Origin of the sequence: Streptomyces sp. NPDC056161 (genome assembly GCF_042268025.1) — a bacterium.
GTDB lineage: Bacteria > Actinomycetota > Actinomycetes > Streptomycetales > Streptomycetaceae > Streptomyces.
Map to the genome: position 1 here is coordinate 1 of NZ_JBHJUV010000002.1, position 13,701 is coordinate 13,701.

A 13,701-nucleotide genomic window follows, 5' to 3' on the forward strand; every position below is an offset into this window, starting at 1 on the left:
GGCGTGACCGCACGGGTCACGCCCCCGTCCCGTTCACGCGGCCTCCGCGCCGAGTTCGAACCACACCGACTTGCCGACGCCGTGCGGCCGTACGCCCCACGCGTCCGCGAGGGACTGCACCAGGATCAGGCCCCGGCCGTGCGTGCCGTAGTCGGCGGCCGGCCCGCGCAGTACCGGCTTGCGGGCCACGAAGTCCCGTACCTCCACGCGCAGTCCGCGCGGTCCGACGACGGCCGTCAGCACGGCGTCCCGGTCGGTGTGGACGAGCGCGTTGGTGACCAGTTCGCTGGTGAGCAGCTCCGCGATCTCGGAGCGGCCCGGTCTTCCCCAGTGCCGCAGGAGTTCCCGCAGTTCCCTGCGGGCCTCGGGCACGGCCCGCAGATCCGCCCGGCCGAGTCTGCGCCGCAGTTGCGGCGGATGCGCCCGGTCCGTGTCGTCGCCGGTCTCTTCCCCCGCCGCCTTCACCGAGGAGACCCCGATGGCCACGGGACCGCTCCCTCGTGCCTGCCTTCTCATGTCCCCCGCCCGCACGCTGTTGCCGTTGCCCCTCCTGATCGAACACGTTCACGGGGATCCATGCCCCGTGAGTCACCGGCCAGTCCTGCGCGATCGCCGACGCCCGGCGGTTCGGCCACGGCGGTGCGGTGGCGCCACCGATGCCCGGGTGTCGCCGGGGGCGGGATCCGGCCGTCGAGGGGCGGTACGGCGCCACGAGCGCCGCGTCACGACGGGCCTGGACGCCCGGAATCCGGAACCGGTCCGCGTCCCGTGCACGTGAATCTGGCCGGAATACATCGCCCCGCCGTGCGTCGGGTCAGGGCCGCGGGACGTTGCGCAGGTTCGAGCGGGCCAGTTGGACCATGCGGCCGACGCCGCCGTCCAGCACCATCTTCGAGGCGGACAGGGCGAACCCGGTGACCATGTCGGCGCTGATCTTCGGCGGGATGGACAGCGCGTTGGGGTCGGTGACCACGTCGACCAGGGCCGGGCCCGGGTGCTTGAAGGCGTCCCGCAGCGCGCCCGCGAGCTGCCGGGGCTTCTCCACCCGCAGCCCGAAGGCACCGCAGGCGCGGGCCACGGCGGCGAAGTCGGGGTTGGTGTTGGTGGTGCCGTACGAGGGCAGGCCCGCGACCAGCATCTCCAACTCGACCATGCTCAGGGCGGAGTTGTTGAAGAGGACGACCTTGACCGGCAGGTCGTACTGCACGAGTGTCAGGAAGTCGCCCATCAGCATGGCGAACCCGCCGTCGCCGGACATCGACACTACCTGGCGTCCGCGGTCGGTGAACTGCGCCCCGATCGCCATGGGCAGCGCGTTGGCCATCGAGCCGTGCGAGAAGGAGCCGATGACGCGACGGCGGCCGTTGGGCGAGATGTAACGGGCGGCCCAGACGTTGCACATGCCCGTGTCGACCGTGAACACGGCGTCCTCGGCGGCGATTTCGTCCAGGACGGAGGCCACGTACTCGGGATGGATCGGGACGTGCTTCTCCACCTTCCGGGTGTACGCCTTGACCACGCCCTCCAGCGCGTCCGCGTGTTTCTTCAGCATCCGGTCCAAGAAGCGCCGGTTCTGCTTGGTCCGCACCCGCGGCACGAGACAGCGCAGGGTCTCGCGCACATCGCCCCACACGGCCAGGTCGAGCCGGGAGCGGCGGCCCAGCACCTCGGGGCGCACGTCGACCTGCACGATGCGCACGTCGTCGGGCAGGAAGGCGTTGTACGGGAAGTCGGTGCCGAGCAGGATCAGCAGATCGCACTCGTGGGTGGCCTCGTAGGCGGCGCCGTACCCGAGCAGGCCGCTCATGCCGACGTCGTACGGGTTGTCGTACTGGATCCACTCCTTGCCGCGCAGCGCGTGGCCGACCGGGGACTTGATCTTCCCGGCGAACTCCATCACCTCGGCGTGCGCGCCCGCCGTGCCGCTGCCGCAGAACAGGGTCACCTTGTCGGCCTCGTCGATCATCCGGACGAGCGCGTCGATCTCGGCGTCGCCGGGGCGTACGGAGGGCCGGGAGGTGACGAGGGCGAGTTCGGCGGCCTTCTCCGGCGCGGGTTCGGCGGCGATGTTCCCCGGCAGGGCCACCACGCTGACGCCGCGCTGCCCCACCGCGTGCTGGATCGCGGTCTGCAGCAGCCGGGGCATCTGCTGGGGGCTGGAGATCAGCTCGCTGTAGTGGCTGCACTCGCGGAACAACTGGTCGGGGTGGGTCTCCTGGAAGTAGCCCAGACCGATCTCGCTGGACGGGATGTGCGAGGCGAGGGCGAGTACGGGAGCCATGGAGCGGTGGGCGTCGTACAGGCCGTTGATCAGGTGCAGGTTGCCGGGGCCGCAGGAGCCGGCGCAAGCGGCCAGCCCGCCGGTGATCTGGGCCTCCGCACCGGCCGCGAAGGCGGCGGTCTCCTCGTGCCGCACGTGGATCCAGTCGATGGCCGCGTTGCGGCGGACGGCGTCGACCACCGGGTTGAGGCTGTCGCCGACGACGCCGTAGAGGCGGCGCACGCCGGCGCGGACGAGGATGTCTACGAACTGTTCGGCGACGTTCTGTTTGGCCATGGCTTTCGCGTACTCCTCCGGGCTCGGACCCCTCCGGTCGCGGGGGATCCGACGGTCGGCTCGGAGTTCCATGAATTCACAGGGGCCGCGGTTACGCCTCCCAAACGGCGGCGGCCGTGCGGTCGTCGGCGTACCCCTTGACCCGTACCCGGGTGTCCACCAGGAACTCGGCCAGGCCGGGCGCGGTGCCCTCGGACCAGCGTCGGGCCAGGTAGGCGCTGAGGGCGGGCTCGCCGCGCAGCGGATCGGCGAGGCCGCCGCCGCACATCAGCAGCGCATCACCCGGCCGGGCGACGGAGGCCCGGAAGCGGAAGGGTTCGCGGGGTTGCTCGGGGGCGGGTTCGTAGGGGCTTGGCGGTGTCGGGATCCCCAGGTCCATCGTGAGCCGGTCGCCGCCCGGGGTCTCGGCCGATAGGGAGCCGAGGCCGAGCGCCGTGTCACCGGTGGTGCCGGACCGGCCGACCTGCGGCTCGATGTCCTGCCAGGCGCCGTCCCGCAGCCGGAACAGGCCGCCCTCGCCGACGCCGAAGAACACCCGGGTACGGCAGTCCGGGTGGGCCGGCAGCAGCAGGCAGCGCAGGTCGGCCGCGTACTCCTGCGGCGGAATCCCCTGCTCGGTGGCGCTGGCGCGCAGCTTGCCCAGGCTGCGGTCGGTGAGCCGGTGCAGGCCGGACTTCAGGTCGTCGCGGCGGGCCGCGTGGATGTCGTCGACCAGCCGCTGGTGGCTGCGGCCCACGGCCCGGCCGATCCAGTGGCACGCCTCGGCCGCCGCGCGGTGGGCGCCGGGTGCGCCCCGCGCGCCGGTCGCCACGGCGACGAGGATCAGCGCCTGGTCGCCCGTGCCGAACCGGGCGGTGAGCAGCGCGTCCCGGCGCGGTTCGCCGCGGAAGCGCGCGGAGTCGCCCCGCACGGACGCGGCCCGCAGGGTGCACACCCCGTACCGGGCGCCGTCGAGCACGGTGTCCGCGACGAGGCCGCCTAGGTCGTCGGGATCGGCCGGGGGCAGGGTGGTGGGCTCGGCGTCGTAGGCGGGCGGCACGGACCCGACGTAATCGGCCCCGCCCCGCGTCCCGGCTCCCGCGCTGTCCCACTCGGCGCCGGAAACCGGACCGGGGTCCCGCGGCAGGTGCGGGGCGCCCCCGGCGGGGGTCCGGCGCCCAAGGCCCGCGGGCGGGAAGGTCGACGGGGGCTCCGGGACCGCGGGGGGCGGCTCCCAGGGCGCCCGCTGCCGCGTCGGATCGGCAGCCGGCGGCCATGCGTCCAGCGGTCCGGCCGCCGGCGGTCCGGCCGCCGGTGGTCCGGCCGCCGGTGGTCCGGCCGCCGGTGGTCCGGCCGCCGGTGGTCCGGCCGCCGGTGGTGTGGCCGCCGGTGGTGTGGCCGCCGGTGGTGTGGCCGCCGGTGGTGTGGCCGCCGGTGGCACGGCGCCCCAGGGAACCGCGTCCGGCGGAGCGGCGCCCGACGGACCGGCCACGTGGAAAGCGGCCCCCGACGGACCGGCCTTCCGAAGACCCCCACCTGACGGACGGGGGTCCCCGAGACCGCCGCCCGAAGGGCCGACGTCCGACGGACCGGCCGCCCAGGGATCCGCACCCGACGAACCACCGCCCGAGGGGCCGACGTCCCGGAGACCACCACCCGTCGGACGGGCATCCGACAGACCCGCATCCGACAGACCGACATCAGGCACACCCGCATCAGACAGACCGACATCAGACACATCCGCATCAGACACACCGGCATCAGACACATCCGCATCAGACACACCGGCATCAGACACATCCGCATCAGACAGACCCGCATCAGACAGACCGGCAGCCCAGGGGCCGGCGTCCGACGGACCGGCATACGACGGACCGGCCGCCCAGGGGTCAGCGCCCGGTGGACCTGCGGCCCAGGGACGAGCGCCCGACGGACCGGCCGCCCGGAGACCTGGGTCCGGCGGACCGGTTTCCGGCAGACCAGTTTCCGGCGGCCCGGTTTCCGGCGGACCGACCTCCGGCACACCGACCTCCGGCACACCGGTCCGGGGACCAAGGTCCGGCGGACCGGAGTCCGGCACATCGGTGTCCGGCAGGCCCGCCTCCGGGACACCGGAGGTGCGCTGTGCCGACACCGTGCCCCCGGCGCCGCCCCCGGCCCCGCCCCTGGTCCCGCGCTCGGCGCCGCCTCCGGTCGCACCCTCGGGTCCGCTCCCGGTCCCGCTCCCGGTCCCGCTCCCGGGTCCGCCCCCGGTCGCACGCTCGGCTCCGCCCCCGGTCTCCGTCCCGGCGGCGGACCCGGTGGCCGGACCGGATGCCGGGGCACCGGCAGGGGCGGTCGTGGGTGCCGGGGACGGAGCGGGGGCGGGCACGGGCGGGTGAGCCGCCACCGTGTTCGATGCCGAGGCGAAGCGGTCGTCCAGGGAGTCCGCCGCCGGTGCCGGTCCCGTGTCGGGGGTGGAGTCGTCGTACAGCTGACCCCACCAGTCGTCCTCTGATCGGGTGGGCCTGCCCCCCTGCTCGCTCATGCCCCTAATTGTCGACAGCGCGGGGCCCGGGAAAACGAGGCATCGGAAAAAAAACGGTGCCCGGGTCCGCCGCCGACGGCGAGCGAGGCAGGCGGTGAACTCCCTTACGGAACTGGGCGATACGTGACTCAGCAGGGCACCGGACAGACCCGGTGCGGGTCACCGGGCGGTTCCACCCCCCACGGGAGAACCGCCCGGCGACACCCAAGTGGCCCGGTCGCGGACCACCGTCGGCGCGGCGACCCAAGAAGTGATCGACTTCGCGGTAGCGCCACCTTGGCAGAGCGACCCGTGCTACGGCGATGATGTCCCGAGGCGGGTTTGCGCCGTGGCCGATTTCCGCCACGCCCCGCCGCCGGGGGCGCGGGTGCGCCGGGGAGGGACGGGCTGATGCTGGCAGCTATAGGTCTGGACGAGACGCACGAGTCGGCGTACCGGGCGCTGGTGTCCGTGGGCGCCGCGGACGTGCCCGATCTGGCGCGGCGGCTGACCCTGGCCGAGCACGACACCGAGCGGGCCCTGCGCCGCCTGGAACTACAGGGCCTCGCCGCCCAGTCGTCGGCCCGTCCGGGCCGCTGGGTGGCGGCGCCGCCGGGCGTCGCGCTGGGCGCCCTGCTCACCCAGCAGCGGCACGAACTGGAGAAGGCCGAACTGGCGGCGGCGCTGCTCGCCGAGGAGTACCGGGCGGCGGCGGCCGAGCCCGCCGTGCACGATCTGGTCGAGGTGGTGACCGGCGCCGCCGCGGTGGCCCAGCGGTTCCTCCAGATGCAGTTGGCCGCGAGCAACGAGGTCTGTGCGCTGGTGACCGGGAACCCGATGGTCGTCTCCGGCGCCGAGAACGACGCCGAGGAACAGGCCGCCGGACGCGGCGTCCGCTACCGGGTGGTGGTCGAGCGGTCGGTGCTCGACCTGCCGGGCGGGATCACCGAGCTGACCGCGGCCCTCGGCCGGGACGAGCAGGTGCGGGTGGTGGACGAGGTCCCGACCAAGCTGGTGGTGGCCGACCGCGCGCTCGCCATGGTCCCGCTCACCGCGCACAGTGCGGAACCGGCCGCGCTCGTGGTGCACGCAAGCGGCCTGCTGGAGCTGCTGTCCGGACTGTTCGAGTCGGTGTGGCGCCGGGCACTGCCGCTCAGCCTGGGCGCCTCCGGCGTCCGCGAGCAGCAGCCGGACGGACCCGACGGCACCGACCTGGAGGTGCTGTCGTTGCTGCTCGCCGGGCTGACCGACGCCAGCGTGGCCAAGCAGTTGGACCTCGGGCTGCGGACCGTACAGCGGCGGGTGAAGCGGCTCATGGAGCTGACCGGGGTGACGACCCGGCTCCAGTTGGGCTGGCACGCCTACGAACGCGGCTGGGTGGCCCGGGACGCCCCCGAGTGACCCGTACTTGACCTGCGCGGGTGGCCACGCTCCGGCACCCTGGGCAGATGGGAGTGTGGGAACTCCTGCTGGTCGGCCTGGTCATCGTGCTCGGCCTGTGCGGAGTGCTGGTGCCCGGGGTGCCGGGGTCGTGGCTGGTGTGGGCCGGGGTGCTGTGGTGGGCGCTTCAGGATCCGCAGCCGCTGGCCTGGGGTGTGCTGGTCGGCGCGACCGTCGTGCTGTTCCTGTCCCAGGTGGTGCGCTGGGCGCTGCCGCCCCGGCGGCTGCGCGCGGGCGCAGCCCCGCCGGACCTGGAGGCGTACGCAGGGGTGGGGGCGTTCCTCGGCTTCTTCCTGCTCCCGGTGATCGGCGCGGTTCCCGGTTTCCTCGCCGGGATCTATCTGCACGAGCGGCTGCGGCTCGGCGGGCACGGCGAGGCGATGGCGGCATTGCGTACGGCGATGCGCTCGGGCGGTTCCGGTGTGCTGACGGAACTGTTCACCTGCCTGCTGATCCTGGGCGCCTGGCTGGGTGCGGTGGTCTGGGGCTGACGGCGCGGGGCCCGAGACCGGCGAAAACCGGCCAACGGCGGCCGGGGCGCCTCACCGCAGTGCGCCGAGGTCGATCGCGTCGGCCAGCGCCCGCATGCCCGCGTCGTTGAAGTGCAGGTGGTCGCCGGGGTCGTAGGCGGGCCGGATCCGCTGGGGGGCGGCCGGGTCGCGGACGGCGGCGTCGAAGTCCACGACGGCGTCGAAGGCACCGCCGGTGCGGATGAAGGCGTTGATCCGCTGCCGCAGGTCCTCGCGGGCGGCCGTGAAGCCGCCGTGCCCGCCGTACGGCGTGAGGGTGGCCCCGACGACCCGGATGCCGTGGGCGTGCGCGCGGCTGACGATCGTGCGGTAGGCGGCCTCGTAGTCGCGGACGTCGTCCGCCTGGGGCTTGCCGTTGATGTCGTTGATGCCCTCGAAGACGATCAGTGCCCGCACGCCGGCCCGGGACAGGGCGTCGGCATCCAGCCGGGACAGCGCGCTCGGCCCGGTGCCGTCGCGCAGCAGCCGGTTGCCGGCGATCCCCGCGTTGAGCACGCCGAGCCGCTGGGGCCAAAGGCGCTCGGCGAGCCGGTCGGGCCAGCGGCGGTCGGCGTCGGGTGTGGAGCCGGTGCCGTCGGTGAGCGAGTCCCCGAAGGCCACGACGCTGCCGGCGCCGCCGCGGCCGAGGACGTCGACGCCGGTGACGTAGTACCACTGGCTGGTGGTGGCGGTGTACGCGGAGCCGTCCACGTCGGCGGCCCGGCCGGCCCCCTGTGGGGCGATGTAGCTGGTCCGCAGGGCGGTGCGGTGGTGCGTCGCGGGCCCGGAGTCGCCGGGGGTGTGGACGGTGACGAGCAGGTCGGCGGCGGCCGGCACGACGAGCGGCACCGGATCGCTGACCACGTCGGAACCCGGCAGGACGGTGGCCGTGGGCAGGCCCCCGAAGGTCGCGGTGCGCATCGTGCCGGGCACGGCGTCCGGGCCGGTCCCGCGGCGCAGCGCGACCGTGACCGCGCCGAGCGCCAGCGGCGCGGTGCCGAGCCGGTTGCTGACCCGGATCCGCAGCAGGGTCCCGCCGACGCTGAGGCGGACGACGTTGCGGACGGCGGCGCCCGGCAGTGCGGGCGTGGTGCCGGACGGGGCGGCCTCCCAGGTGCCGGACCAGGGGCTCGGCAGGGATCCGGCGCGGGCCGTGGCCGCGGTCGCGGTCACCGTCGTCCGTGCCGCTGCCGTCGCCGTGCCGCCGTCGCGGGAGGCGGTCGCCGCCCCGGGTGCCGTCGCCGTCGTACCGATCAGCGCCAGCAGCGCCGCCGCGAGAACCCGCCCGCCCTTGACCATGTGTGCGCCCGCCCTTCCCGATGGCCCGCAGGAGGCGAAGGTGACACATGGCAGGGCGGCGCCGGAGCAACGTCACCGGGATGACACCCGCTCGGCCCAGCGGGAGCTTTCCGCAGTTCGCGGGTGCCGTGCCGGGGCACGGGGAACCGTCGTGGACGGGCGGTGCCGAAGGGCGGCTCCGCCGGGCGGGGCGGCCCGGTGCCGTCGGTCAGCGCGGGCCGAGCGCGCCCTCCAGGGTGAGCGGCCAGGTCTCGCGGTCGAGGCCCCCCGGGTAGCCGGTCAGGGAGCCGTCCGCGCCGATCATCCGGTGGCACGGGCGGACGATCAGCAGGGGGTCGGCGCCGGTCGCGCCGCCGATCGCACGCACCGCGGCCCGCGGGGCGCCGATCCGCGCGGCGATCTCGCCGTACGTCGTGGTCACGCCGTGGGGAACGGCGTCGAGCGCGCCCCACACCCGCTGCCGGAAGTCGCTGCCCCGCGTCCTCAGCTCCAGCCGGAACTCCTTGAGTTCACCGGCGCGGTAGGCGGGCAGTTGCGCCCGGCCGCCCGGAACGGGCCGGGATCGCGCCGCCGGTCCTCGCCGCCGCGCGGTCGCCCTTCTGGCCGGGCGCGGAGAGCCGGCCGGGCACGGGGAGCGCGGTGAGCGCGCCGTCCGGGCCCGCGGTGAGCAGGAGCCGGCCGATGGGTGCGGTCAGGATGGTCCGGTAGGCCGGTTCGAGACTCATACCGGCTGCGGCTTCTTTTCCCCGTCCGTTTGCCGCGGAGCGTGAGGGTACGGGTGGTTCCCGTCGTCCCGCTCACGCACGGCGCACGGGTGGTTCCCGTCGTCCGGCTCACGCACGGCGTCCAGGTGGCGCGCGGCGTCCAGGTGCCGCGCGGCGTACGAACGCCAGGGCCGTCGGCCGTCCGGCATGTCGAGGCCGGGCGGGGCCACGTCGGGATCGCCGAGTGCGCGGATCCGGATCGCGGCGGCCACGTCCGCCGCCAGGCCGGGCAGGGCGAGCAGGGCCCGCGTGGCGTCGTCCCGGTCCGCGCCGGCGTCGAGCCGTACGGTGCCGTCGGCCAGCGCGACGGCCAGCGCGCCCAGGGTGCCGTGCGGCTCGGCGGCGGCCAGCACGGCGGGTTCCGGGAAGAGGTGGGTGAGGCCGCCGCAGGGGGCGTCCAGCGCCTTCCCGTACCGCTGCACCAGCCACTCGGACCGGGCGCGTCCGGCCTGCGCGCGCACCGCCCACTCCGCAGGATCGGCGGCGCCCGGCGAGCGCAGGCCGGGTCGGGCGGCGACCAGCGGGGCGAGTTGCGGGTCGGCGGCGAGCCGTTCGTCGACGGCGTACGGGTCGGCGTCCAGGTCGAACAAGCGGCGCAGCCGCTGCACCGCCGTGGTCAGGTCGCGTGGGTCGGTGAGGTGCAGCCGGGCGTCCAGCCAGCCGCCCGGGTGGGCGGGCGCGGTCCGCGGGGAGCGGGTCCGCTCGGCCACGGCGGCGATGCCGGTGCCGTACGGCAGCCGGAGCGTGCGCCGGTAGCTCCGCTCGCCCCGGGCGCCGTGCATCTCCTCGATCCCGGGTACGGCCTCGCGCGCGAGCAGGTCGAAGACGGCGGCGGCCTGGTAGGGACCCCGGTGGGCGAGCCGCAGCGGGATCCCGGAGCCCGGGATGCCGCGCGGCTCCGCGCCCCGGCCCCGCGGCGCGGTGGCCCGCAGCCCGCTCGGGGTGGCCGCGTACACGGCCCGGATCGTGTCGTTGAACTGCCGCACGCTCGCGAACCCGGACGCGAAGGCGATCTCGGTGATCGGCAGGTCGGTGGTCTGCAACAGGACGCGCGCGGTGTGCGCCCGCTGGGCGCGGGCGAGCGCGACGGGTCCGGCGCCCAGTTCGGCGGTGAGCTGCCGCTGGACCTGCCGTGCGCTGTAGCCGAGCCGGTCGGCGAGCCCGGCGACGCCTTCGCGGTCGACGACGCCGTCGCCGATCAGCCGCATCGCACGGCCCACGACGTCGGCGCGGACGTTCCAGTCGGCGGAGCCGGGCACGGCGTCCGGGCGGCAACGGCGGCACGCCCGGAAGCCGCGGCCCTGCGCGGCGGCGGCGGTCGTGAAGAACCGCACGTTCCGCCGCTTCGGGGTCACGGCCGGACAGCTGGGACGGCAGTAGATCCCGGTCGTCTCGACGGCGAAGAAGAACTCCCCGTCGAACCGGGCGTCCCGGCTGCGCACGGCCTCGTACCTGCTGTCCTCGTCCATCACGTCATCCAGTGTGGGTGACGCGGGCGGGGGCGGCTGGCGGAAATCGGACGCGACGCTGCCGCTCCCGTGCGCCCGCCGCCCGCCGCCCCCGCGGACTCAGCGCAGGTGTCCGCGCTTGGCCTGCATCGCCGCCCTGCCCTCCGCCCCCTTCCGCTTCCAGTCCCGGCGCAGTTCGGCGCGGGCCCGCGCATCGGTCTTGGCGACGATCCACTGGTTCTCCCGGACGAGCTTGCGGTAGCTCTCCAGGCGGCGGACCGGCAGTCGGCCGGTCTCGACGGCGGCCGTGACCGCGCAGCCGGGCTCGGAGTCGTGCGCGCAGTCGTGGAAGCGGCACTCCTGCGCCAGTTCCTCGATCTCGGCGAACACCTGTCCGACGCCGGTCTCGGCGTCCCAGAGCCCGACGCCGCGCAGCCCCGGTGTGTCGATGAGCACGCCCCCGCCGGGCAGCGCGAGCAGGTTGCGGGTGGTGGTCGTGTGCCGGCCCTTGCCGTCCACGTCCCGGGCGGCCCGGACGTCCATCACGTCCTCGCCGAGCAGGGCGTTGGCGAGGGTCGACTTGCCCGCGCCGGACTGGCCGAGCAGCACGGAGGTGCCCGCCCCGACCAGCGCGACGAGGGTGTCGAGGCCCTCCCCGCGCAGGGCGCTGACGGTCAGCACCGGCACCCCGGGAGCGGCCGTCTCCACGTCCCGCACGAGGTGCGCGAGGGTCTCCGGGTCGGGCACGAGGTCGGCCTTGCTGAGCACGACCACGGGCTGCGCCCCGGACTCCCAGGCCAGGGCCAGGAAGCGTTCGACGCGGCCGAGGTCGAGTTCGACGGCCAGGGACACGGCGACGACGGCGTGGTCGACGTTGGCGGCGAGGATCTGTCCCTCGGACCGCTTGGACGAGGTGGAGCGCACGAAGGCGGTACGGCGCGGCAGGTACGACCGTACGTAGCGCGGGTTGCCGCCGGGTTCGACGGCGACCCAGTCGCCGGTGCACACGACCCGCAGCGGGTCGTGGGGGGTGACGAAGGCGGTGTCGGCGCGCAGCACCCCGCCGGCGGTGATCACGTCGCACTGGCCGCGGTCGACCCGGACGACCCGGCCGGGCAGCAGCCCTTCGGCCGCGTGGGGAGTGAACTGGTCCGCCCACGCCTGGTCCCAGCCGTAGGGAGCGAGAGCGGCGAAAACTTCGGAGGTGGAAGACAACGGGAAACCCTTCACAGGGTGGCCCCGGCGGTGGCGCGCGCCTGGTGCGCGGCTCGGTGAGTGGTCGTCAGCCGGTGGCCACGGAGGTGGACTTGATGGATTCCTGGATGCGGGCAGCGCCCATCGCAACGACAGCCATCGGTCGACACCTCCTCGTCCGCTCTCGGTCGCGCGCACCGCTCGGTGTGCGCACGCAGAATCTATCCCGCCCCGAACTCCCCGCGTCAACCTGTTTTCCCGCGGGCGGTCAGGAGGCGACGCAGGCGGCGCCGTTCAGCGTGAACGCGTACGGCGCGGAGTTCCTGCCGTGCCACGCGCCGAGGAAGCCGAAGCTGAGGCTGCCGTGCGCGGCGACGGACGCGTCGTAGTCGGTGGCGCGCGCGGTGACCCGGGAGCCCTGCTGGCTGATCCGCGCGTCCCACATCTGGCTCACCTGCTGGCCGTCCCGGAAGGACCAGGCGACGCGCCAGTCGCTCAGGGCCTCGGCGGTGGTGACGGTGACGGTGGCCTGGAAACCGCCGGTCCACTCGTCGACCTGGTCGTACTCGACCCGGCAGGCGGCCGGCGGGCTGGGCGCGACGGCGGGAGCACGGGTGGCGGCGGACGCGGTCGCGGACGTGGTGCCCTGGGGTTCCGGGCCGGGTTCGCGGTCGCCGGCCCCGAGGGCGGTGCGGATCGCCGTGGGAGTGGCGGAGCGGGTGGCGGGCGTGGACCGCGAGGGGCTCGCGGACGGGAGCGGGCGGCGGCTGGCCTCGGCGGACGGCAGTGGTTCGGTGGGTTCGGCGGACGGCTGCCGGTTGTCGTGACGGGCGGCCCAGTCGGCGTCGGAGCCCCCGGTGCGGGCGGTGCCGCCGCGGGGCGTCATCGACACCCCGAGCGCCAGCACCGACAGCAGGACGGCGGTGGCGAGCAGGCTGTTGCGCAGCAGACGGCCATGGCCGGCGCCGGCCGTCGGGTCGTCGGTCTCCCGGTCCGCCGGTGTCTGCGGGCGGACCGCGCCGAGCCGTGCCTCGGCCGCCCGGCGGCGGCGCTCCAGATAGGCGAGGCCGCCCCAGCCGACGACTCCGCCGGCCAGCGCCGCGGGCAGTCCGCCGCCGTGCAGCCGCAGGCAGCCGGCGGCCTCCGCGCACCGTGCGCAGCAGGCGAGGTGCCGGGCGAGGTCGTCGGGGGTGTCGGTGGCGGGCGCGCGGGTGACCACGTCCAGCAGCCGGGCGAAGCTGCGGCACTCCGCGTCCATCGGGGTGTCGAGGTGGGCGCGGTGGCAGCGGTCCCGGAACAGGGTCCGCGCCTGGTCGAGTTCGCGGGCCGCGCGGTCCGGGTCGAGCCCGAGCCTGCGGGCCACGACGGGCAGCGGCAGCGCCTCCACCTCGGCGAGCCACAGCAGTGTGGCGTCCGCCTCCTGGAGGTCCCTGAGGCCGCGCAGGGCGACCGGGCGCTGCGGGGGCGGCCCGGTGTAGCGGGCGGCCTGCCCGGAGGTGAGCCACAGCCGCAGGCCGGGGTCGAGCTGGTGGCCGCGCCCCGCGGCCTCCCAGCCGGCGGCCGTGGCGCGTACGGCGGCGAGCAGCAGCGGGATCACGGGCAGCCGGGCGGTGCGCCGGCCCGCGGTGCGCCCGGGTGCGTATCCCATGGCGCGGGCCTCGCGCGTGCCGAGCGTCAACGCCTCCGCGGCCAGTCGTTCGGCCGTCCCGGCGCCGGAGGTGCACAGGTCGGCGTACGAGAGCACGATGTCCCCGTACTCGGCGAACAGCGCGGCCTCGGTGGCGTCCTGAGGGGTCGGCGGTTCGGGCATGGGTCTCCTGCGTCCACGGGCGAGGTCAACTCACCATAGGGGCCGTGTGGTTGTGGGGAAACCTCGCGGCGAAGCCGAGCCTTTCACGACGTCGACACGGCTGACAAGCAGCCTCTTCGGCGCTGGCTCCGGGCCGGTCGGAGCAGGGCTCGCGGCCGTGCGCGGGACCGGCCGCGGGGCCGCGCGCGGAGCAGG

General features: G+C 75.2%; 9 protein-coding genes and 1 pseudogene. 2 read left to right on the forward strand and 8 right to left on the reverse strand.

What is annotated here, in order from left to right:
• Positions 1–33: 33 nt before the first annotated feature.
• The 3 genes from ACFC09_RS01990 to ACFC09_RS02000 all read right to left on the reverse strand — a co-directional run bounded on the left by ACFC09_RS01990 (position 34) and on the right by ACFC09_RS02000 (position 3,596).
• Positions 34–516: an ATP-binding protein gene (locus ACFC09_RS01990; protein WP_376522844.1), complete on the reverse strand. Its 483-nt coding sequence runs from the start codon at positions 514–516 to the stop codon at positions 34–36.
• A 298-nt stretch (positions 517–814) separates the two neighbouring features.
• Entirely contained in the window at positions 815–2,557 is a 1,743-nt protein-coding gene (locus tag ACFC09_RS01995) for a pyruvate dehydrogenase (protein ID WP_376522846.1), read from the reverse strand.
• Between the two features lie 91 nt (positions 2,558–2,648).
• Positions 2,649–3,596, reverse strand: coding sequence for a protein phosphatase 2C domain-containing protein (locus tag ACFC09_RS02000; protein WP_376522849.1), 948 nt, complete (start codon positions 3,594–3,596; stop codon positions 2,649–2,651).
• 1,857 nt (positions 3,597–5,453) lie between these two features.
• On the opposite strand from ACFC09_RS02000, the gene ACFC09_RS02005 reads away from it, so the two are divergent.
• Positions 5,454–6,443 carry a helix-turn-helix domain-containing protein gene (locus ACFC09_RS02005; protein ID WP_376522851.1) on the forward strand — a complete coding sequence of 330 codons (990 nt, stop codon included), beginning with the start codon at positions 5,454–5,456 and terminating at the stop codon, positions 6,441–6,443.
• Positions 6,444–6,490: 47 nt separating this feature from the next.
• Positions 6,491–6,973, forward strand: coding sequence for a DUF456 domain-containing protein (locus ACFC09_RS02010; protein WP_376522853.1), 483 nt, complete (start codon positions 6,491–6,493; stop codon positions 6,971–6,973).
• 51 nt (positions 6,974–7,024) lie between these two features.
• Here ACFC09_RS02010 and ACFC09_RS02015 read toward each other — a convergent pair whose 3' ends face one another.
• From ACFC09_RS02015 to ACFC09_RS02035, 5 genes and pseudogenes are all read right to left on the reverse strand, one after another.
• Positions 7,025–8,290, reverse strand: coding sequence for an SGNH/GDSL hydrolase family protein (locus tag ACFC09_RS02015; protein ID WP_376522856.1), 1,266 nt, complete (start codon positions 8,288–8,290; stop codon positions 7,025–7,027).
• Positions 8,291–8,498: 208 nt separating this feature from the next.
• Positions 8,499–9,015: pseudogene (locus tag ACFC09_RS02020) on the reverse strand (methylated-DNA--[protein]-cysteine S-methyltransferase).
• Positions 9,012–10,523 carry a DNA-3-methyladenine glycosylase 2 family protein gene (locus tag ACFC09_RS02025; RefSeq protein ID WP_376523609.1) on the reverse strand — a complete coding sequence of 504 codons (1,512 nt, stop codon included), beginning with the start codon at positions 10,521–10,523 and terminating at the stop codon, positions 9,012–9,014. The pseudogene ACFC09_RS02020 and the gene ACFC09_RS02025 overlap by 4 nt, the downstream one beginning before the upstream one ends.
• Before the next feature lie 99 nt (positions 10,524–10,622).
• Positions 10,623–11,717 carry a ribosome small subunit-dependent GTPase A gene (gene rsgA / locus ACFC09_RS02030; RefSeq protein ID WP_376522859.1) on the reverse strand — a complete coding sequence of 365 codons (1,095 nt, stop codon included), beginning with the start codon at positions 11,715–11,717 and terminating at the stop codon, positions 10,623–10,625.
• 247 nt (positions 11,718–11,964) lie between these two features.
• Positions 11,965–13,506, reverse strand: coding sequence for a cellulose binding domain-containing protein (locus ACFC09_RS02035; protein ID WP_376522861.1), 1,542 nt, complete (start codon positions 13,504–13,506; stop codon positions 11,965–11,967).
• Between the last annotated feature and the right edge of the window lie 195 nt (positions 13,507–13,701).